At 68.8% G+C, this 20,917-nt stretch carries 16 protein-coding genes; 12 read left to right on the forward strand and 4 right to left on the reverse strand.

Features of this window, described 5'->3' with window-relative positions; all coding sequences use genetic code 11:
- The first annotated feature begins 81 nt into the window (after positions 1 to 81).
- From JF886_RS04060 to JF886_RS16905, 8 genes are all read left to right on the forward strand, one after another.
- The gene (locus JF886_RS04060) at positions 82 to 1,488 is read left to right on the forward strand and encodes a pyridoxal phosphate-dependent decarboxylase family protein (RefSeq protein ID WP_337309873.1); all 1,407 of its coding nucleotides are present in this window, start codon (positions 82 to 84) and stop codon (positions 1,486 to 1,488) included.
- 81 nt (positions 1,489 to 1,569) lie between these two features.
- Positions 1,570 to 2,619: a redoxin family protein gene (locus JF886_RS04065; RefSeq protein WP_337309875.1), complete on the forward strand. Its 1,050-nt coding sequence runs from the start codon at positions 1,570 to 1,572 to the stop codon at positions 2,617 to 2,619.
- A 6-nt stretch (positions 2,620 to 2,625) separates the two neighbouring features.
- Positions 2,626 to 3,357: a cytochrome c biogenesis CcdA family protein gene (locus tag JF886_RS04070; protein WP_337309877.1), complete on the forward strand. Its 732-nt coding sequence runs from the start codon at positions 2,626 to 2,628 to the stop codon at positions 3,355 to 3,357.
- A 41-nt stretch (positions 3,358 to 3,398) separates the two neighbouring features.
- Positions 3,399 to 6,143 carry an aconitate hydratase AcnA gene (acnA, locus tag JF886_RS04075; RefSeq protein WP_337309879.1) on the forward strand — a complete coding sequence of 915 codons (2,745 nt, stop codon included), beginning with the start codon at positions 3,399 to 3,401 and terminating at the stop codon, positions 6,141 to 6,143.
- A 146-nt stretch (positions 6,144 to 6,289) separates the two neighbouring features.
- Entirely contained in the window at positions 6,290 to 6,733 is a 444-nt protein-coding gene (locus JF886_RS04080; protein WP_337309881.1) for a hypothetical protein, read from the forward strand.
- Positions 6,734 to 6,843: 110 nt separating this feature from the next.
- Positions 6,844 to 8,601, forward strand: coding sequence for a single-stranded-DNA-specific exonuclease RecJ (gene recJ, locus JF886_RS04085; protein WP_337309883.1), 1,758 nt, complete (start codon positions 6,844 to 6,846; stop codon positions 8,599 to 8,601).
- Between the two features lie 71 nt (positions 8,602 to 8,672).
- A complete protein-coding gene (locus JF886_RS16900) occupies positions 8,673 to 9,683 on the forward strand; it encodes an ABC transporter ATP-binding protein (protein WP_502711389.1) in 1,011 nt (336 codons plus the stop codon).
- A complete protein-coding gene (locus JF886_RS16905) occupies positions 9,680 to 10,729 on the forward strand; it encodes an ABC transporter ATP-binding protein (protein ID WP_502711390.1) in 1,050 nt (349 codons plus the stop codon). Before JF886_RS16900 ends, JF886_RS16905 begins: the two co-directional genes overlap by 4 nt.
- Positions 10,730 to 10,733: 4 nt before the next feature.
- Here the strand turns inward: JF886_RS16905 and JF886_RS04095 are convergent, their stop codons facing one another.
- The 3 genes from JF886_RS04095 to JF886_RS04105 form a co-directional block, all read right to left on the reverse strand.
- Complete coding sequence (locus tag JF886_RS04095) at positions 10,734 to 11,687, reverse strand: ABC transporter permease (protein WP_337309885.1); 954 nt, start codon at positions 11,685 to 11,687, stop codon at positions 10,734 to 10,736.
- Between the two features lie 4 nt (positions 11,688 to 11,691).
- Positions 11,692 to 12,636 carry an ABC transporter permease gene (locus JF886_RS04100; RefSeq protein WP_337309887.1) on the reverse strand — a complete coding sequence of 315 codons (945 nt, stop codon included), beginning with the start codon at positions 12,634 to 12,636 and terminating at the stop codon, positions 11,692 to 11,694.
- 109 nt (positions 12,637 to 12,745) lie between these two features.
- Positions 12,746 to 14,569 (reverse strand): peptide ABC transporter substrate-binding protein, encoded by a 1,824-nt coding sequence (locus JF886_RS04105; RefSeq protein WP_337309889.1) that lies wholly within the window; start codon positions 14,567 to 14,569, stop codon positions 12,746 to 12,748.
- Between the two features lie 281 nt (positions 14,570 to 14,850).
- On the opposite strand from JF886_RS04105, the gene JF886_RS04110 reads away from it, so the two are divergent.
- From JF886_RS04110 to JF886_RS04125, 4 genes are read left to right on the forward strand one after another with little or no spacing between them, the layout of a single operon-like run.
- Positions 14,851 to 16,293 (forward strand): cobyrinic acid a,c-diamide synthase CobB, encoded by a 1,443-nt coding sequence (locus JF886_RS04110; RefSeq protein WP_337309890.1) that lies wholly within the window; start codon positions 14,851 to 14,853, stop codon positions 16,291 to 16,293.
- A 38-nt stretch (positions 16,294 to 16,331) separates the two neighbouring features.
- Complete coding sequence (locus JF886_RS04115; RefSeq protein WP_337309892.1) at positions 16,332 to 17,735, forward strand: magnesium chelatase ATPase subunit I; 1,404 nt, start codon at positions 16,332 to 16,334, stop codon at positions 17,733 to 17,735.
- The gene (locus JF886_RS04120) at positions 17,732 to 19,747 is read left to right on the forward strand and encodes a vWA domain-containing protein (protein WP_337309894.1); all 2,016 of its coding nucleotides are present in this window, start codon (positions 17,732 to 17,734) and stop codon (positions 19,745 to 19,747) included. Before JF886_RS04115 ends, JF886_RS04120 begins: the two co-directional genes overlap by 4 nt.
- 7 nt (positions 19,748 to 19,754) lie before the next feature.
- On the forward strand, positions 19,755 to 20,594 hold the full coding sequence (locus tag JF886_RS04125; RefSeq protein WP_337309896.1) for a hypothetical protein: 840 nt from the start codon (positions 19,755 to 19,757) through the stop codon (positions 20,592 to 20,594).
- Positions 20,595 to 20,612: 18 nt separating this feature from the next.
- Here the strand turns inward: JF886_RS04125 and JF886_RS04130 are convergent.
- The coding region (locus JF886_RS04130) for a hypothetical protein (protein ID WP_337309898.1) at positions 20,613 to 20,917 on the reverse strand (305 nt) is incomplete at its 5' end.

Genomic DNA, 20,917 nt, shown 5'->3' on the forward strand with positions numbered 1-20,917 from the left:
GGCCAGCGTCTCGACCGTTAGGCGGTCCGGGCCTCCGGCGCTCGAGACGTTGCCGCCGCCGGCGTGGTCCAATCACGTCCCGTGACAGTCCCGCCCGCGCGCGATCCGCTCGACGCGGCGCTCGACGCCGCGCGCCGTCACCTTGCCGCCCTCCCCGAGCGTCCGGTCCGTCCTGTCAAGTCAGCCCACGAAGCGGGCGCGCAGCTCCCGCCCGAGCTCCCCCGGGGCGTGTCCGATCCAGCCGCAGTGATCGACTCCCTCGCGGACGTGGTCGAGGGCGGTCTCCTGCTCACCGGCTCGCCGCGATTCTTCGGGTGGGTCGTCGGCGGCACCCTCCCGGTGGCGCTCGCCGCCGACTGGCTGGTGTCGGCCTGGGACTCGGTGGGTGGGGTGTCGGCCGCTGGTCCCGCTCTCGCCCGCCTCGAGGATCAGGCCGGTCGCTGGTTGCTCGACCTGCTCGGGCTGCCGGCGCTCAGCTCGTTCGGCTTCACCACTGGGTGCCAGACAGCTCACCTCACCGCGCTGGCCACCGCCCGGCACGAGCTGCTGTGCCGTCGTGGTGTCGACGTCGAGCGCGCCGGCCTCCGTGGAGCGCCTGCCATCCGCGTCCTCGCCGCAGAGGACCGCCACGTCACCGTCGACATTGCGCTCCGCTACCTCGGGATCGGCAGCGATGCGCTCACGCCGCTTCCGTCCGACGTCCAGGGGAGGGTCGCTCCGGAAGCGTTCGCCCAGGCGCTGTCACGCGACCCCGATGCGCCGACGATCGTGCTTGCCCAGGCGGGCAACATCCACAGCGGCGCATTCGAGGACTTCCCGCGTATTTGCACGGTCGCTCATCACGCCGGAGCGTGGGTCCATGTCGACGGCGCCTTTGGGCTCTGGGCGTCAGCGAGCGAATCGCTGCGACACCTCACGGCCGGCGTTGGGCAGGCCGATTCGTGGGCCACCGACGCCCACAAGGTGCTCAACACCCCGTACGACTGCGGCTTCGTGGCCTGCGCCCTGCCCGAGGCACACCGTGCGGCCATGAGCGGCACCGGCAGCTACGTCGCGTTCGACGTCGCCGAGCGCGATGCCAACGCCTGGGTCCCCGAGTACTCGCGGCGTGCGCGGGCGATCCCCGTGTGGGCCGCGCTGCGGGCACTCGGACGCTCCGGTGTTGACGACCTGGTCACCGGCCTGCACGAACGCGCTCGCCAGTTTGCGGAGCTGCTCGCTGGCCAACCCGGCGTCGAAGTGCTCAACGACGTGGTGTTCAACCAGGTGCTGGTGCGCTTCGACGGCAGCGACGACCTCACCCGGTCCGTGATCGAGAAAGCCCAGAACGACGGCGTGTTGTGGCTCGGCGGCAGCGTGTGGCGGGACCAGGTCGTGGCGAGGATCTCGGTGTGCAATCACGCCACCACGGCTGCGGATGTCGAGCGATCCGCGGACGCTCTGCTGGCAGCCGCGCGCCAGGCGATGGACGTGCAGACGGCCACGTAAACCGCTTCATCACCGTCCGTGCTCTCACCCCCTGCGCCGTGCGCGGCTCACCGGGAATGACCGCGGCGTACTCTGAACCCCATGTCGCGCTACCGCTGGGCATTGACCGGGCTGGCCGCGCTCGCCCTGGGTGCCGTGGTCCTCACCGTCCTGGCGCGGACGACGCCGCCCAGCGCCGCCACCGGTCGCGGCAACGCCGCGCTGATCCCCACCGACCAGCGCATGAACGCCGCCGAGTTCACCGGCCTGGACGGGTGGCTCAACAGCCAGCCGCTCACCGTCAACGGCCTGCGCAGCAAGGTGGTGCTCGTCGACTTCTGGACGTTCTCGTGCGTCAACTGCGTGCGCACCATCCCGCACCTGCAGCACCTGCAACAGACGTACGCGGGCCGCGGCCTGGTGATCGTGGGCATGCACTCACCGGAGTTCGACTTCGAGAAACAGCGCGCCAACGTCGCTGCGGCTGTGCAGCGCTTCGGGGTCACCTGGCCGGTGGCGCTCGACTCCGCGATGAGCACCTGGAACGCGTACGGCAACCAGTACTGGCCGGCCGAGTACCTCATCGACCAGTCGGGGCGCGTCGCCTACATGCACTTCGGCGAGGGCGAGTACGACGTCACCGAGTCGGCGATCGCCGCTCTGCTCGGCATCAACAGCTCACCCACGCCGGTCGCGGCCACCCCGGACGTCAGCTCGCAGACACCCGAGCTGTACGCCGGAAGCGTGCGCGGCCAGCTCGCCGACGGCGAGTCCTACGGTGCGACCGGACAGCCGACCACATATCCCGATCCAGGGCCGCCGCGCGACGCCGACAAGATCCTCGTGACCGGCAGGTGGGCGGACCAGGGCGAGTACCTGGTGGCGGCGTCGCCGGGTTACGTCCGTCTCAGCTTCTCGGCACGCGACGTCTACCTGGTCGCCGGCCAGAACGGGCAGACCGCGCACGTCACGGTCACGGTCGACGGCGCCGCCATCCCGGCGTCGCAGCGCGGCCCTGATCTCACCGCCTCCGGCCTCGACGTCACCGGTCAGCAGCTCTACCACCTGCTACAGAACCAGGGCGGCAACCGCCGCGTGATCGACCTCACCGTGCCTGACGGCTTCCGTCTCTACACATTCACCTTCGGCTGACGCACGGTGATTAGCATCGCCTCGCTGGTGGCGACGTTCGTCGCCGGGCTCGCCTCGTTCCTGGCGCCGTGCTCGGTGCCGCTGCTGCCCGCGTACCTCTCCGCGGTCAGCGGCGCGACCGCCACCGACCTCGCCGACAACCGCCGCCGCCGTGACTTCCGCGGCCGCCTGGTGGCCGGCTCGATCCTCTATGTGGCGGGCTTCACCACCGTCTTCATCCTGCTCGGCATCGGCGCCGCCGGCATCGGCCACTCCATCCGCCAGGTCGAGCGCGGCGTCGAGATCGCCGGCGGGATCCTGCTCGTGCTCTTCGGCATGGTGGTCGTCGGGACGCTGCGCCTGCCATTCCTGGAGCGGGTGCGCGGCGTGTCCCTCCCCGAGCGACTGCGCGGTCGCGGGGTGGCCGCCGCCTACCTGGTCGGCGTCGTGTTCGGGATCGGCTGGACGCCGTGTGTGGGGCCGTACCTGGGCGTGGCCTTCGTGCTGGCGGCGAGCAGCGCCCACGTCCTCTCCGGCGCGGCGCTGCTGCTCGCCTATTCGATCGGGCTCGGTCTTCCCTTCGTGCTCATGGCGCTGCTCTGGGCGTCGCTGCCCGCACTGCCCCGCCGCGTCGCCCGGCTCGCCGGCCCGATGACCCGCATCGGCGGCGTGCTCACGGTCGCGCTCGGGCTGCTCCTTCTCAGCGGCTGGTACACCCACCTCACGTCGTACCTCGCCCAGATCTCGACGCCGAGCTGACCGCGCGCCGTCGCGGTCGCACCGAGTGGGATGATCGAAGCATGAGCAGCAGGGATCGCTACGGCGCCCGGGCCACCTTGGCGGACGGCGTCGACTACTACCGCATCAACCGCCTTGCCGAGAGCGGTGTCGGCGACCCCTCGCGGCTGCCCATGACCGTCAAGATCCTCGTCGAGAACGCGCTCCGCCACGCCGACGCGCCCTTCGCCAACGAGGACGACGTCGCCGCGCTCACCGCCTGGGACGGCAAGCGCCCCGAGCACGACCGGGAGCGCCCGTTCGTGCCCTCGCGCGTCCTCCTCCAGGACTTCACCGGCGTCCCCGCGGTGGTCGACCTCGCCGCCATGCGCGCCGCCATGCAGCGCGCCGGCGGTGACCCGGGCAAGATCGATCCGCTGGTCCCGGTCGACCTCGTCGTCGACCACTCCGTGCAGGTCGACTCCTTCGGCGACGCCCGGGCGTACGGCCGCAACATCGAGCGCGAGTACGAGCGCAACCGTGAGCGCTACATGCTGCTGCGCTGGGCACAGCAGGCCTTCAAGGGGTTCCGGGTGGTGCCGCCGGGGATGGGCATCGTCCACCAGATCAACCTCGAGTACCTCGCCCGCGTCGTCCAGGTTCGTGACGACGATGGCAGGAAGGTGGCGCTCCCCGACACGCTGGTCGGCACCGACTCGCACACCACCATGGTCAACGGCATCGGCGTGCTCGGCTGGGGCGTCGGCGGCATCGAGGCCGAGGCGTGCATGCTCGGCCAGCCGCTGTTCCTGCTCTCCCCGGTGGTGGTCGGGGTTCGCTTCCACAACGCGCTGCCCGTGGGCACCACCGCCACCGACCTGGTGCTGACGCTCACCGAGATGCTGCGCAAGCATGGCGTCGTCAACAAGTTCGTGGAGTTCTGCGGCGCCGGGCTCTCCTCGATGACCGCGGCCGACCGGGCCACGCTCTCCAACATGGCCCCTGAGTACGGCGCCACGGCGTCGTTCTTCCCGGTGGACGCGCGCACGCTCGAGTACCTGCGCCAGACCGGCCGCGAGGAGGAGCACGTCGACCTCGTGGAGCGCTACTGCCGTGAGCAGGGCATGTTCCGCACCGACGAGTCGGAGACGCCGCTGTTCAGCGAGACGCTCGACCTCGACCTGGCGTCGATAGTGCCCTCGGTGGCCGGGCCGCGACGTCCCCAGGACCGCGTCGCTCTCCCCGGCGTGTGGGACTCCTTCACCGCGGTGTACGGCGGCGGCGGCGACGATCGCCCGCAGCGCAACGGCGACCTCGCGCGCCTCGTCGAGGAGGGAGGCAATCCCGCCGGTGCAACCGGCAACCCCCAACCGCTGCCCGCCGCCGCCGGCAATGGCCGCAGCGCCAAGGGACTCGCCGACGGCTCAGTGGTGATCGCCGCGATCACCTCGTGCACCAACACCTCCAATCCGTCGGTGATGCTCGCCGCCGGCCTGCTCGCCCAGCACGCGGTCGAGCGCGGCCTGCACGTCGCCGAGCACGTCAAGACGTCGCTGGCCCCGGGCTCGCGTGTGGTCACCGATTACCTGAAGCGCGCCGGCGTGTCGGACGCGCTCGACGCACTGCACTTCAACACCGTCGGCTACGGCTGCACCACCTGCATCGGCAACAGCGGCCCGCTGCCCGAGGAGGTGTCGGCGCGCATCGAGTCCGAGGACCTCGCGGTGGCGGCGGTGCTCAGCGGCAACCGCAACTTCGAGGGCCGAATCCACCCGCAGGTGAAGGCGGCGTACCTCGCGTCGCCCCCGCTGGTGGTGGCGTACGCGCTCGCCGGGACCCTTGACATCGATCTCACGAGCGAGCCGCTCGGGCGCGGCAAGGACGGCGCCGACGTCTTCCTCAGCGACATCTGGCCCACCGCCGAGGAGATCGCCGACGCCACCACCCGCGGTCTGCAGCAGTCGATGTTCCACGACGAGTACGCGCGCATCTTCGACGGCGACGAGCACTGGCAGAAGCTGCCGGCTCCGACCGGCGCGATGTTCGTGTGGGAGGACGACTCGACGTACGTGCGCGAACCGCCGTTCTTCGCCACCGCCGGAGAGCAACCCACGCCGCCCGAGGCCATCGAGAACGCCCGCGTGCTCGCCGTGCTCGGCGACTCGATCACCACCGATCACATCTCGCCGGCGGGCAGCATCGCGCCGAGTTCCCCGGCCGCGCAGTACCTGCGCGAGCACGGCTTGGAGTTGCGCGACTTCAACACCTACGGCGCGCGGCGCGGCAACCACGAGGTGATGATACGCGGCACCTTCGCGAACATCCGCCTGCGCAACGCCCTTGCCGGTGGCAGGGAGGGCGGCTGGACCACCCACCTCGACAGCGGCGAGCTGATGTCCATATACGACGCCGCAATGCGCTACGCATCCGAGGGTGTCCCGCTGATCATCCTCGCCGGTCGCGAGTACGGCTCGGGATCGTCGCGTGACTGGGCCGCCAAGGGACCGATGCTGCAGGGCGTCCGCGCGGTCATCGCCCAGTCGTTCGAGCGCATCCACCGCAGCAACCTCGTGGGCATGGGCGTGCTCCCGCTGCAGTTCCGCGACGGTGACTCCGTTGAGTCCCTGGAGCTGCAGGGCACCGAGCGCTACACCATCAGGGGAGTGGCCGAGGCCGGTCCCGGCGTGATCATTGAGGTGACCGCCGGCGGGGAGGGCGGCGACACCACCTTCGAGACGATCTGCCGCCTCGACAGCGCCACCGATGTCGAGTATTTCCGGGCCGGCGGCATCCTTCTGCACGTGCTTCGTCAATTGATGGCCGGGTGATCTGACGTTCCTTAACGGGCCTTGACACTTCTTTCGTGCGCAACAGTCGACAGCGGTCCCGCGGGCAGCGATATTAGGCGGCGCAGCTGGCGCGTTTGCTGCATTCAGTCCAGATCCATCCGTCCGCAAGGAGCACCTCACCGCACATGAAGCGACCCGCCGCCTCCGTGCTGCTCCTCGCCGGTGGGATCGTCGTCCTCATCGGATTGCCGCTGCAATGGTCCACGGCGATCGTCGGAGACCTGACGCTGGCCTCGCGCCGCGGCCTCGACTACGCCGGCTATGACGTCGGCACCACCGTGGCCCTCGGCATCCTGCTCGTCGTCGCCGCCTTCGCTGTCGCGGCGGGTCAGCGCTGGGGTCACCTGCTCGCCGTCGCGGTCGCCGTCATGGCCGCGCTGTGGGCAGCTCTTGTGTTTTTCGCCGCGGCGAATCCCATCGACGGCTCCAGCTCTGGAGTCACGGTCTCCGTGGGGGCGGGGGTCTACGTGACGGCAGCGGGTGCGCTGCTGGGCTTGATCGGGGCTGTTCTGGGACTTCGCGGCCGTAGCGTCGCCGTCGTCACGTCGGGAGTGCCGTCGAGCGTCTGACAGAGGGCGGAGGCCGCCCGGGAGGGGATAGGCTGTGGTCCGGCGACAGGGAGCTGTCGCCGGCCACGGTCAACCTCAGTCCATCCCACCCGTCCTGTCGAGGAACGCCGATGAAGCCCGCCCCGCGTACATGGCAGGTCTCCGACTCCGCGCCGCTGCCCGGCCATCCGCCGCTCCTCGGTCGCATCCTCGCCGCGCGCGGACACGACGACGGCAGCGCCGCGATCTTCCTGGACAGCGCCGCCATCTTCCATGACCCGCTCGGCCTGCGCGGCATGGGGGCGGCGGTGGAGGTGCTCGGCTCGTCGATCCGCGCCGGCGAGCGCATCGCGGTGTACGGCGACTACGACGCCGACGGCGTCACCGCCTGCGCGATGCTGAGCCGCGCGCTGCGCCGCGCCGGCGTCGACACCGTGCCGTACATCCCCAACCGCATGAGCGAGGGCTACGGGCTGCACGGTGCCGCGCTCGCCGAGCTGTACACGCAGGACGTGCGCTGCGTCATCACCGTCGACTGCGGCACCAGCAGCGTCGACGTCGCGGCGGCGCGGCCGCAGGGGATGCGCCTGGTGGTCACCGACCACCATCTGCCGCTCGCACCCGACGGCGCTCCGCCGGCGCTCGCGCCTGCCGACGCGCTCATCAATCCCAAGCAACCGGGGTGCGAGTACCCGTTCGACGGCCTCGCCGGCGCCGGGGTCGCGTGGAAGCTCCTCGCCGCGCTCGAGGATGCCGGCCTGGTGTTACCCGGCAGCACCGACGACGGCCTCGGGCTGGCCGCCCTCGGCACCGTCGCCGACATGATGCCGCTGCGTGGCGAGAACAGGCTCATCGTGCAGCGCGGCCTGCCACGGCTGCGCGACCACACCGGCATTCGCGCGCTCTGCCAGGCGGCCGGCATATCCGGCGACCTGCGCGCCACCGACATCGGCTTCGGCATCGGTCCGCGCATCAACGCCGCCGGGCGGATGGAGGACGCCAAGCTGGCGCTCGACCTCTGCCTCTGCGACGACGAGGATGTGGCCGTCGACCTGGCGGCGCGGCTCGACGCGCAGAACCGCGAGCGGCAGGGGGCGGTCGCAGTGGCCATGGCGGAGGCGGAGGGGATGGTCGCCGCGCTGCCCGAGGATGACCCGGCGATCGTGCTGGGCAGCCCGGACTGGCCGATGGGGATTGTCGGGCTGGTCGCCGGGCGCCTCACCGAGAAGTACGCGCGGCCCAGCTTTATCGTCTGCCTCGATCCTACGGAGGCCAAGGGATCGGCGCGATCGATCGCCGCGGTCCACATCGTCGAAGCGCTCGACGGCGCCGCCGCAACGCTGCTGCGCTACGGCGGTCACAAGGTCGCCGCCGGCTTCAGCCTCGAGGCGGCCCGCTTCGACGAGTTCGCCGACGCGGTCCGCGCGGCGGTGGCCCAGCAGCTCGGCGACCTGCCCCGCGAGCGGGTTGTGGCCATCGACGGCAGCATCACTACCGCCGAGTGCGTCCCGGGCACGTGCGACCTCCTCGATCTGCTCGAACCGTGCGGCCAGGGCAACGCCGCGCCGGTGCTGGCGATGCGCGACTGCGCGGTGCTGTCGACGAGCACCTTTGGCGCCGACTCTCAGCACCTGCGCGTGGCGCTCAGCGACGGCAACGGCATCATCGAGGCGATCGCGTTCTTCAAGCCGCTCCTCGCCGACCACCTGCCCCGAGGCCGCCGCGTCGACGTCTGCGTCGCGCTCGAGCGCGACGAGTGGCAGGGGATGGTGCGGGTCCGCGCCCGGCTGCGTGACATCCGCCCGGCGCGCCTCGAGCCGGTGGTCGAGCTCGCGGGCACGCGAGTGCAGCGGGTCGCGGCCGCGGGCCCGGCCGCCCCGGCCTCCTAGACCCCTTCCGGACCCCGTCCCGGCGGCGTTGCACTGTGTGCGAGTCCAGGTTTACGCTGGGAGACATCACCATGCCGAACGTCCTCGACATCGACGGCCTCACCACCAACATCCGACTCACTCGCTCCACCGTCCACGCGGTCGACGGCATCTCCTTGCACATCGCACCCGGCGAGACGCTGGGATTGGTCGGCGAATCCGGCTGCGGGAAGAGCATCACCGGCATGTCCATCATGAAATTGCTGCCGCCCGGCGGCCAGATCGTTGGTGGCAGCGTGACCTTGAACGGTCGCAACCTCGTCCCCCTGGCGGAGCGGGAGATGCGCGAGCTGCGCGGCAACGACGTCGCGGTCATCTTCCAGGACCCGATGACCTCTTTCAACCCGACCATGACCGTCGGCAACCAGATTGCAGAGGCGCTGCGCATCCACGAGCACGTCACTGCTGAGCAGGCAAGAGGGCGCGCCATCGAGGTCCTCGGACTCGTGGGCATGCCCCGACCGCAGGAGCGTTTCGGCGACTACCCGCACCAGCTGTCCGGCGGTCTGCGGCAGCGCTGCATGATCGCGATGGCTTTGGTGTGCGCGCCCAGCCTGCTCATTGCTGACGAGCCCACCACCGCTCTGGATGTCACGATCCAGGCCCAGATCCTGGACCTCCTCGATGACCTGCGGCGCCGGCTTCAGATGGCGGTGCTGCTCATCACCCATGACATGGGCGTGATCGCCGGCCGCGCTGACCGCGTTGCGGTCATGTACGCGGGCAAGATTGTCGAAGAGGCGGAGACGAGGACCCTGTTCGCACAGATGCGCCATCGCTACACAGAGGCCCTAGTCGACGCCATCCCTCGACTCGACCAGGAGACCTCGAGCGAGCTGTACAGCATTCCGGGCCTGCCCCCCGACCTCACCAACCCGCCGGCGGGGTGTCGCTTTGCGGCGCGCTGTCGCTTCGACACCGAGATATGTCACACGCAGGAGCCTCCGTTGGTCGAACACGAGCCGGGTCATCGCTATGCCTGTCACCATCCTGCTGAGGTCGACACTGCAGAGCCCGCCCCGGCGCCGGTGCGGACCGCGTGACCGGCGGCGCTGTGGCCGACGCACCGGTGCCAGAGAGCCCAACCGGGATCCGGCCCTACCTCGAGGTTCGCCACCTGGTCAAGGAGTTCCCAGTCACGGTCGGTGCTGTCCTGCGGCGCCGCGTCGGCAGCGTGCACGCCGTGTCGGACGTCTCATTCAGCGTCAGTCCCGGCGAGACATTCGGCCTGGTGGGGGAATCGGGCTGCGGCAAGACCACCACGGGGCGAATGATCGTCGCCCTCGAGGAGCCGACCTCCGGCTCGATCAACATCGACGGCGAGGACATCGCCGCTATGCCGTGGCGCCTGCTGCGCCGTCGCAGGCGCCACATGCAGATGATGTTTCAGGATCCCTACGCGTCGCTGGACCCGCGCATGCGGGTCTCGACCATCCTCCGCGAGCCTCTCGCCATCCAGAAACTGGGTACTCGAGCGGAGCAGCGCGACCGCGTCTCCGAGCTGCTCGCCGACGTTGGGCTCGCCCACGCGGCCATGGATCGCTATCCCCACGAGTTCTCCGGCGGTCAGCGCCAGCGCATCGGCCTGGCGCGTGCCCTGGCAATGCAGCCCAAGTTGGTCGTCGCGGACGAGCCCGTGTCGGCTCTCGACGTCTCCATCCGCTCTCAGATCCTCAACCTGATGAACCGGCTCCAGGAGAAGTACGGCCTCACGTACGTGATCATCTCCCACGACCTCTCGGTGGTGAAGTACATGGCCGACCGCATCGGGGTGATGTACCTGGGCAAGCTCGTGGAGATCGGCAGTGGGGACGATATCTATGCGCGGCCGGCGCACCCCTACACCAGCGGCTTGGTCAGCGCCATTCCCATCCCGGATCCGCAGGTGGAGCGCAGCAAGCGAGTCGACACTCCCAAGGGCGAGATCCCGTCGGCGATCGATCCTCCGTCGGGATGTCGCTTCCGCACTCGCTGCCCGCGCGCGCAGACCCTGTGCGCTGAGGTGGAGCCACCGCTGCGTCCATTCGGTCCGCAGCACCAGGCCGCCTGCCACTTTCCACTCCTGCCGCCGGTGGGTGAGGCCGCCTAGCAACTCACCGTTTCTGCAGGCGCACCTCCAGCGCGTCACGCAGGCCATCGCCGACGAAGTTGAAAGCGATCACGGTCAGCACGATCGCGATGCCGGCGGGATAGATCAGCCACCAATAGCCGTCGGCGTAGTAGGTGACACCGTCTGACAGCATCGCCCCCCAGTTCGTCGCCGGTGGGGGGATCCCCAGTCCAAGGAAACTGAGCGAGGCCACCAGCAGGATCGCGTCGGCCACCTGGAAGGTGGCATTGACGATGATGGTTCCAACGGTGTTGGGAATGATGTGCCGCAGGACTGTGCGCGTGCCACCGCCACCCATCATGGTCACGGCCTGAACGTATTCTCGGCTGCGCAGGCTCAGCGTCTCCGCCCTCACCAGGCGTGCCGGTATCAGCCATGCAACCACGGCAACCACCAGGATGAGCACGAACATGTTCACCGGCGCCAGCGCCACCGCGAGAAACAGCAGAAGGAACAAGCCTGGTACTGCCAGGAAGGCATCGACGATGCGCATCATGACCGTGTCGACGAAGCCTCCGACGTATCCAGAGATCGCCCCGTACAGAACGCCGAATGTTGTCGCAATGAACGCGGCGGCGAGACCAACCTCGATGGACGTCTGGCCGCCGATCATGAGCCTGCCGATGAGGTCGAAGCCAAGCTGGTCGGTACCCAGATGATGGGCGGTGCCCGGCGTGATGAACTGGTTGTTCAGGTTGGTAGTGGTCTGGTCCGTGCTGTACACAAGGGGGCCGACGAAACAGAACAACACCATGAAGACGATGATGCCCAGGCCGAGAACGGCGAGGCGGTGCTCGAGGAAGACGTCCACGGCGAGCCGCCAGACGCCGCGGGTTTCGAAGGCGGGAACCAAGTCCTGGATCTCCGCGGGCGCGTCGACGGGCGCGGCCTGGATCGAGGCATCGCGCGCGTCTGCGGCGAGGGGGCCGACGCTCATCTCGTCAGAGCCTCACGCGCGGATCCGCGACCGCGTACATGATGTCGGCCGCGAGGTTGCCGAGCACCGTGCCGAACGCCGCGACGACGATGATCCCGAGGATCACGGGGAAGTCGTTGGTCAGCGCGGCATTCCAAAAGCGCAGTCCCAGGCCGGGATAGTTGAAGAGCGCCTCGGTGATCAGGGCACCGCTGAAAATGAACCCGACCGAAAGCCCGATGAGCGTGATGATCGGGATCAGGGCATTGCGCAGGACATGGACGTAGAGAACGCGGTTGTTCGACGCTCCCTTGGCGCGGGCGGTGCGCACGTAGTCCTGCACCATGTTCTCGAGAGTGGACGAGCGCATGTAGCGACTGAAGGACGCGATGGTAATCAGCGACAGGGTGGCCACCGGCAGGACGATGGAGGACAACTGGCCGAGGAGGTCGCCGACATTCTCCCCTTGCGGCCCTTCCGCCGGGAGAAGATGCAGGGTGAAGGAGAACAGTCCGATGAGGAGGATGCCCAGCCAGAACACGGGCATCGAGTAGAAGATGAAGGTCGCGCCGGTCAGGGCGTAGTCATCAACCTTGTTGCGACGCACCGCTTGATAGATGCCAAGCGGCACCGCCACCACGATGGCCACCGCGTAGCTCAGGCCCACCAGCAGCATCGTCTTGGGGATGTCCTGAGCGAGGATCGAGCCGACACTTTGGTTCAGCTTGTAGGAGAAACCGAAGTCTCCACGGATCACGTGGGTCAGGTAGGCCCAGTACTGGAGCGGAAGCGCCTGGTCCAGCCCGTTGTCATGGTTGAACTGAGCTATCTGCGCGGCGTTCGCCCGCGGGCCGAGGATGGCACGGGCCGCGCCGCCCGGCAACACGTGCAACAACAGGAAGATTCCCATCGTCACCAGGAGGGTGACAAAGAGGGCCTGGATCAGTCGCCGGATGATGTACCCGACCATCTGTTCCGCTCTTACCTGTTACGCGGGGCGGCACACGCCAGGGATGCCAGGGCAAGCCCGGCACCCCTGTGTCTGCGTGTCGTTGGAACGTTCACTGCCCGAAGAACGTTCAGGACCAGGACCACTCCTCGGGGTAGATCTGCAGAAGTGGATCCAGCGGGCCCACGCCCTGCAGGTGGCTGTTGATCTCGTTCAGCGCGTAGTAGGCGGTCGGCATCCAGATGACCGGCAGTTGCTTGGCGGCGTAGTCCTCGTATGCCTTGAGCGCTTGGACGTCATTGCTCACCTCGCTGTTGTTGATGAGCTGGTCCATCTGGGGGTCGCTGTAACCGTTGGCGTTGGAGCCCGCCCCTGTCGCCCAGAGGAGGTCACCTGTCGGGTAGTAATCAGGTGCGTACACCCATCCGCCGCCCCAGAACTCCATGTCCCACTTGCAATCCTGACCGGCTGCGCAAGGAATCGCCGTCCCGATCACGCTGTTGAAGGTGTTCGTGGAGAGGATGATCTGGATCCCGGCCTTGGCGAAATCGGTCTTGAACTGGGCCATCTCGTTGTCAATCGGGGCCGTACCACTAGCGTACTCGAGGTGGAAGGAAGCCTTGGCTCCCGCCGCCACACCGGGACCACACTGGTTGTCGGCGCCCCCTGGCGAGCTGCACACGCTGATGCCGCCCGGATTGACTGTCCATCCATGCGACTGGAGCAGAGAGACGGCTGCACTCGGACTGAACGGGAACGGGTTGTTCGACTCGAGCTGGGTGACGTAGGCCGATGACGGTTTGACGGGAACGGGCCCGTACGTCGGGTAGGCGTAGCCGTTGTACGCACGTTTGATGTATGTCTGTTGGTCGATCAGGTCCTGCATCGCTTGCCGGAAGTAGAGCTGCTTGAAGATCGGGCCGCTCACGGGGTTGGTGAAGTTCTCGGGGAAGTAGGTGATGCCCCAGTTCGCCCACAACGAGAAGCTGTAGCCGAGCGCGGCGATGGCGTCCTTCTGAGGGGCGTCCTGCTGCGGCAGGTATCCATAGTCGATGGCGTTCGCCCCGGTGGTGCCGCTCCTCAACTGATTGAACTCAGCAGTGTCCTTGGTGAATGGGACCTCGTCGAACTCGGTGAGCTTCGCCTTGGTTGGTCCGGAATACGAGGCGTTAGGCACCAGTTTGAGCAGCCCGGCAGCGTTGAGGGACTTCAGCTTCCACGGACCGTCCACAACCTGCCACAGCGGGTTGGTTTCGTACGTTCCAAGATTGCTGGCTTCGCCGTCGAGGTACTTGTAGACTGCGGTCGCGCCGGCCGGCGTCCTGTCATAGTCCCCGACCGCGCCGCTCGCCGCCTGCTTGTCCCACACGTGCTGGGGGAGAGGTGAGATCTGGCTGAGCTCGTTGTACGTGAAGAAGTACTGTCCGTACTTCTGGCTGAGGTGGAACGTGATCGACGTCGGGCTGTTGACAGTCACACTGGTGACGTTGTCGGGGTACTCGCCCGGCGAGTACGCCGCCCAGTTCGCCTTATTCGCCGTGACCAGGTTCTGCCAGAACTCGATGTCGCGGGTGGTCACCGGCTGGCCGTCAGACCAGACGTAGTGCTTGAGAGTGATCGTCACCGAAGTCCCGTCGGCCGAGTACTCCGGCGCGTTGGCGAGGCTGAGACGGTCGTTGAGGTGCACCTGGCCGTTCTCGCCGAACCAGTAGAGCGGGCGGTACAGGAGGTATTGGAACTGCGAAGCGTTGACCACACTAAAGTACTTCAAGGACATCAACGGAAAGATGTAGCTCGGGGTCGCACCCGGGGGTTCCGCGAACGTCGCGGTCGTCTTGGTGACGGCCGGTCCGCTGTTGCCGGGGCTGCTGCCGCACGACGCGGCGAGCAGGGTCGCCGCCACTCCAAGGAGGGACGCAGCGCGCCTCCCCCTCCAGGATCCTGTCGAGCTCATCACCCGCCTCCCTTGTGGGGCTCGTGCGCGGCCGAGCAGCCGGCGAGCCTTTGCGGGCATACGATAGACATCGCTGACCCGGATGACCAGCCTTTGTCGGCGATTTCACCCCAACGGGTGACGGCGCGAGGTGGCCGCCGGCAAGTCCTGCTCCCTCCTTTACACGCCTGGCAAGCAGGTGCTAGCGTCGCCGCCAACGACCGTCCGGCGGAAACGCCGGGACGCTGTCCCAGCTCACGTCGTCGCCGCGTCACCAGGCCGGGTCGCGCAGGGAGAGCGCAGTGGCGGATCGGACGTCGATCCCCAGCGTGGTGGTCGCCGGAACCGGCTCGGGCGCGGGCAAGACCACCGTCGCGCTGGGACTTGTGGGCGCATTCCGGCGTCGCGGCCGCAGCGTCCAGACGTTCAAGGTTGGACCCGACTTCGTCGACTGCGCCTACCTGGCGCATGCCAGCCGGCGCCCCTGTCGCAACCTCGACTCGTGGATGCTCGGTCGTGACGGTGTTGTGCACTCGTTCGCCCACGGGATTGCCGAGGCCGACTGCGCCGTCGTCGAGGGCACCATGGGCATCTTCGACGGCCACGGGGGCTCCGACACGACGCAGCTCGGGGCGGTGCGCTTCCCGGGCAGCACCGCCGAGCTGGCCAGTCTGATCGGCTCACCGGTGGTGCTGGTCATCGACGTCGCCAACCTCGCCGAGACAGCAGCGGCAGTTGCGCTGGGCGCCAGGCAGCTCGACCCGGAGCTCGACGTCATCGGGGTCGTCCTCAACAACGTGCCCAGCGACTATCGCCGGCGCGTCGTCGAGGACGCAGTCTGGAACTGGGCCCGCCTGCCGGTCCTCGGCGCGCTTCCGCGCCTGCCCAACGTGCAGATCCCCGAGGTGCGCACCGGGCTGCTGCCGCTCACGCAGAACCCGCATGTCGACCCCGCGCTCGATGAGCTCACCGGCGCGGTGGAACGACGCTGCGACATGGCGCTGATCGAGCGCCTCATGGCACGGGCGCGCCCGGTTCACGCGTCCAGCTTTCCCCACGCGCGCAGCGTCAGTGACGTCAGCCCTCGGATCGGCGTCGCGTTCGACGACGCCTTCTGCTTCTACTACGCGGAGAACCTCGAGCTGCTCGAAGACGCGGGCGCGCAGGTGATCACGTTCTCGCCGCTCGAGGACCGGGTATTGCCGCGAGACCTCGACGCCGTCTACATGGGTGGCGGCGTGTCCGAGATGTTCGTCCCACGGCTGGCGGCGAACCACGCCTTCATCGACTCCCTGCGCCGCGCTCACGCGCACCGCGTGCCCATCTACGCGGAGTGCGGTGGCCTGATGTACTGCGCGCGCACGCTGCACACCAGCGACGGCAACGTCCACAACATGGCGTCGCTGGTCCCCTTCGACGTCGCGCTCGAGGCCGGTGTGTTGCACACCGGCTATCGCGAGCTGCGTCTCGCCGGCGACAACATCCTCGGGGAGGCGGGCACCACGCTGCGCGGCCATGAGTTCCACTTCGCGCGCCTCCTCGCCGGGATCCAGGCCGGTGCCAACGCCTACTCAGTCCACGACGTCGAGGGCGAGCCGCTGGGCTGCGAGGGCTGGAGCACGCCGACCATGCTGGCCTCCCTTGTCCACCTCCATTTCGGCCAGGACCCGCGTCTCGCGGAGCGTTTGGTGGCGGCCGCACGAGATGGGGCCCACCGCCGCCAGCTGCAGGCGACCGGCTCCTAGACTGGGTCGCCGGGCGGGGCCGGTGTAAGGTGAACGGCATGCCCGATTCCCGGCCGTCCACGATCGGCGAGTTGCGCCGCACGGAGTACCGCGTGATCCCGGTCCGTGCCGAGCTCCGCCGCAACCTGATCCGACGCCTCGCCGCCGGCGACGCCCTCTTCGATGGCATCCTCGGCTACCAGGACTCCGTCATCCCGCAGCTCGAGAACGCGCTGCTCGCAGGCCAGGACCTCATCCTCCTCGGTGAGCGCGGCCAGGCGAAGTCGCGGCTGCTGCGCGGGCTGTGCGCGCTGCTCGACGAGGCCATCCCGGCGATCGCCGGCTGCGAGATCAACGACGACCCCTACGACCCGCTGTGCCGGCGCTGCCGTGATCTTGTGGTAGAGCACGGCGACGAGGTCGAGGTCGCCTGGCTCAGCCCGGACATGCGCTACAGCGAGAAGCTGGCCACCCCGGACACCTCGATCGCCGACCTCATCGGCGAGGTGGATCCGATTCGCGTCGCCGAGGGCCGCTACCTCAGCGACGAGCTGACCATCCACTACGGGCTGATCCCGCGCACCCATCGCGGCATCTTCGCGATCAACGAGCTGCCCGACCTCGCCGAGCGCATCCAGGTGGGCCTTCTCAACATCATCGAGGAGCGCGACGTGCAGATCCGCGGCTACCGGCTGCGCCTGCCGCTCGATGTCTTCGTGGTGGCCACAGCCAACCCCGAGGACTACACCAACCGCGGCCGGATCATCACCCCGCTCAAGGATCGCTTCGGCGCCCAGATCCGCACCCACTACCCGCGCAGCGTCGAGCACGAGATCGCCATCATCGACCAGGAGGCGACCACCTTCGACGACATGCCGGTTCCGGTGCACGTGCCCCACTACATGAAGGAGATCGTCGCCGAGTACACGCAGCTCGCCCGTCGCCATCCGCAGATCAACCAGCGCAGTGGTGTGTCGGTACGCATGTCCATCGCCAACCAGGAGAACCTGGCCAGCAACGCGCTGCGGCGCGCGCTGCGCACCGGTGAGAAGGAGGCGGTGGCGCGCATCAGCGACCTGCCCGCGCTCATCGCGTCGAGCGCCGGCAAGCTCGAGATGGAGACCCTCGACGACGGCGATGACAGCGCAGTCCTCGACAAGATGCTGGTCACCGCCTGCCACAACGTCTTCCGCCGCCACTTCAACGTCGGCGAGTTCGCGGAGCTGGTGCAGCGCTTCGAGCACGGCGGCTTCACCGTGGAGGCCGGCGATGCGCTGCCCGCGACGGCATACGCCGCGGCTCTGGGCGAGCTTCCCGGCATCGACGCCGCCACCACCAAGCTTGGCGAGCCGACGAGCGCGCCGTCGCGGGTCGCCGTGCTGGAGTTCGTGCTGGAAGGCCTCCACCGTGGTAAGCGGCTCAACAAGACGGAGATGGACGGCACCGCCGTGTACGGCGGGTGAGCACGCATCGCTTCAGCGCCTGGGACGGCACTCAGGACCCACTGGGGCCTGACGTCGAGGAGATCTTCAACCGGCTCAGCGAGGACGTGTTCCACGGCTGGGATTTCGAGACAGCGCTGCGTCGGATGCTCAGCCAGGGCTGGCGCGACAAGTCGGGACGCCGGCTCATGGGGCTGGAGGAGATGACCGAGCGTCTGGCCCGGCAGCGTCGCAAGCAGCTGGAGAAGTACAGCCTCAACGGTGTTTTCGATGACATCACCGAGAAGCTGGACAACGTGGTGCGCATGGAGCGCCAGGGAATCGACGAGCGCGTCAGCACCGTCGAGGACGAATCGGCACGACGCATCCTCGACCGGGTCGCCGCCAAGCGACGCGAGCAGCTCGACAACCTGCCGCGCGACCCCGGTGGCGCCATCCGCGAGCTCCAGGGCTACGAGTTCATGGACGAGCGCGCGGAGCAGGCCTTCCAGCGCCTCCTCGAGGAGATCAAGAAGGGCGTCGTCGACACGTACTTCAAAGAGATGACCGAGCAGATGCAGTCGATGTCCAGCGAGGACGTCGCCACGCTGCGCGCCATGGCCAAGGACCTCAACCGATTGGTGCGCGAGAAGCTCGAGGGGGTTCCCGACGCCCAGCGGCAGCGCAGCTACGAGAGCTTCCTGGAGAAGTGGGGCCGGCTCTTTCCCAACGCGCCACCCAAGGTCGACGACTTCCTCGACGAGATCACCAAGCAGATGGCCCGCATGGACTCGCTGATGCGCTCGCTCTCCCCGGAGATGCGCAGCCAGCTCGGTGACCTCATGGACGCCACGTTCGGTGACCCCGAGCTGCAGGCCGAGCTCGCCGAGCTCGGGGCTGGGCTGGAGATGCTCTCACCGCGTGGTGGCCTGGGCTCGCGCTACTCGTTCTTCGGCGGCGAGCAGCTGCCGCTGGACGAGGCGATGAACCTGATGGGCCGCCTCCAGTCGATGGAGGAGCTCGAGCGCAGTCTGCGCGAGGTGTACCGCGGCGGTCAGATCCCCCCGGATGCGCGCAGCCAGCTGCGCGACATGCTCGGTGACGACGCCGCGCGCAGCCTCGACCAGCTCTCCCAGATGGCCCGCGAGCTCGAGGCGCGTGGCCTGGTACAGCGCGACGCCGACGGCCTGCGGCTCACCGCGCGGGGTATGCGGCGCATCGGCCAGAAGGCGCTCGGCGACCTCTTCGCGCAGCTGCGCAAGGATCGCTTCGGAGAGCACGCGCTCCCGCGGCGCGGCCAGCGTGGCGAGCGTGCCGACGACAGCAAGCCGTACGAGTTCGGCGATCCCTTCGACCTCGACGTCGAGCGCACCGTGATGAACGCGATCCAGCGCCAGGCATCCGAGGCGCCGGCCCGCGCCGGCGTGCCCCGGCTCACCCCGGACGACTTCGAGGTGCACCGCAGCGACGCGCTAACGCGCTCGTCGACGGTTCTCATGCTCGACATGAGCCGCAGCATGCCGCTGCGCGGCTACTTCTACGCCGCCAAAAAGGTGGCGCTGGCGCTCGACTCACTGATCCGCAGCCAGTACCCGCGCGACTCCCTGCACATCATCGGCTTCAGCGACATCGCTCGTGAGATCAGCTCCTCCGACCTGCCTCACCTCAGCGTCAACGAGTACGTGTATGGCACCAACATGCAGCACGGCCTGATGCTGGCGCGGCGCATGCTCGCCCGCGACTCGGCGGCCAACAAGCAGATCATCATCGTCAGCGACGGCGAGCCCACCGCCCACATCGACAACGGCCGCCCGGTGTTCTTCTACCCACCACTGCCGGAGACGTTCGAGAAGACGCTCATCGAGGTGCAGCGCTGCACCCGCGAGCACATCGTGATCAACACCTTCATGCTCGAGTCCAACCACCAGCTGGTGCAATTCGTCGACGAGATGACCCGGCTCAACCGCGGGCGCGCCTTCTTCATCAGCCCCGACCGCCTCGGCGACTACGTCCTGGTCGACTACGTCGCCAGCAAGCGGCGGCGCGCCGCCTAGGCGGCTGATGGCCGACTCCCCCGGGGACCGGGCCGCGTTCGCGGAGCGCATGCGTCTCCAGGTCGCCGCGCGGTACGGCGGCACCACCGTCGACATCGACCCGGCGCGGTACTCGCTGCGCGTGCACGGACCCGGCCTCGACGTCACCCTGCCGCTGGCCACCCTCCACAGGGCCTGCGAGCGCCAGCCCGCACGCACCGCCGCGCTGATCGCCGACTTCGTGCGCTCCGTGGAGGCGACGATGGTGCCCCGCGCCGCCGAGTCGGTGTCGCTGGGGCGCGTGCTGTGGTGCGTGCGCAGCCAGGGGTACCTCGACTCGCTGGCGCGCAGCGAGGAGCTGCTCACCGAGCGCGTCGGCGGCGACATCGTCGCCTTCATCGCCGAGTCGCTGCCCGGCCAGGTGATGCGCGGCGTGCCCCGCGCTGAGTGGCGGTCGGCGGGCATCGGCGATGCCGCGGTGCGCCGTGCGGCCGACGACAACACCGCCACCAGGTTCAGTCGCGTGCTCGAGCGCGTCGCGGCCATCGAGCGCATCCCCGCAGACGGGTGGCGGCTGGCCGGCGATTCGCTCTACCAGGGGAGCATCGTCATGGTCCCGGCCGTGCTGCGCGGCCTCGTCGAGCGCAGCGGCGGCGACGTTCTCATCGGCCTCCCCGACCGCGCCGTTGCGCTGATCATCCCCGCCGCGCTGCCCGCCGCGGAGACGTTCGGACGGCGCGTGCTCCAGGAATGGCGCGAGGCGATGAACCCGTGCTCACGCGAGGTGCTGCGCACCGACGGCGCCAGCTTCGCGGTGCTCGAGCATGGGCGGCGCGCACCGTCCCTGCTGCCCTGGCTCAACGACTGAGCAGTCGCTGCCGACGGATCAGGGAATCGGCACCGCCGGGGAGGGCGCGTCGATGACTTTCGAACGCTGCTCCTCGCGGCGCGCGGCGATCGCGGTCATCGCCGCCAGCGCGGCGGCGCCGAGCACGCCGGTGCCGATGCGCATCGCGCTGCGCATCACGTCGCTCCCGGCGCCCGGCAGGGACGGGCCCTGGCCGAACCAGACCGTGATCGCCGTCTGATCGGTGCGCGTGCCGTTGCCGCGAGCGCGGGCGCGCTCCACCCGCACCGCCGCCGGGGCCAGCGGGTGTCGCTGCGCGACCCCGGCGGCGGGCACCTCGAGGC

Origin of the sequence: Candidatus Aeolococcus gillhamiae (genome assembly GCF_016464765.1) — a bacterium.
GTDB lineage: Bacteria > Chloroflexota > Dormibacteria > Aeolococcales > Aeolococcaceae > Aeolococcus > Aeolococcus gillhamiae.

Bases quoted from the DNA above. Each gene is read 5' to 3' on its own strand.
- JF886_RS04065 (WP_337309875.1), top strand. From the start codon at position 1,570: ATGTCGCGCTACCGCTGGGCATTGACCGGGCTGGCCGCGCTCGCCCTG.
- acnA (WP_337309879.1), top strand. From the start codon at position 3,399: ATGAGCAGCAGGGATCGCTACGGCGCCCGGGCCACCTTGGCGGACGGC.
- JF886_RS04080 (WP_337309881.1), top strand. From the start codon at position 6,290: ATGAAGCGACCCGCCGCCTCCGTGCTGCTCCTCGCCGGTGGGATCGTC.
- recJ (WP_337309883.1), top strand. From the start codon at position 6,844: ATGAAGCCCGCCCCGCGTACATGGCAGGTCTCCGACTCCGCGCCGCTG.
- JF886_RS16900 (WP_502711389.1), top strand. From the start codon at position 8,673: ATGCCGAACGTCCTCGACATCGACGGCCTCACCACCAACATCCGACTC.
- JF886_RS04095 (WP_337309885.1), bottom strand. From the start codon at position 11,687: ATGAGCGTCGGCCCCCTCGCCGCAGACGCGCGCGATGCCTCGATCCAG.
- JF886_RS04100 (WP_337309887.1), bottom strand. From the start codon at position 12,636: ATGGTCGGGTACATCATCCGGCGACTGATCCAGGCCCTCTTTGTCACC.
- JF886_RS04105 (WP_337309889.1), bottom strand. From the start codon at position 14,569: ATGAGCTCGACAGGATCCTGGAGGGGGAGGCGCGCTGCGTCCCTCCTT.
- JF886_RS04115 (WP_337309892.1), top strand. From the start codon at position 16,332: ATGCCCGATTCCCGGCCGTCCACGATCGGCGAGTTGCGCCGCACGGAG.
- JF886_RS04125 (WP_337309896.1), top strand. From the start codon at position 19,755: ATGGCCGACTCCCCCGGGGACCGGGCCGCGTTCGCGGAGCGCATGCGT.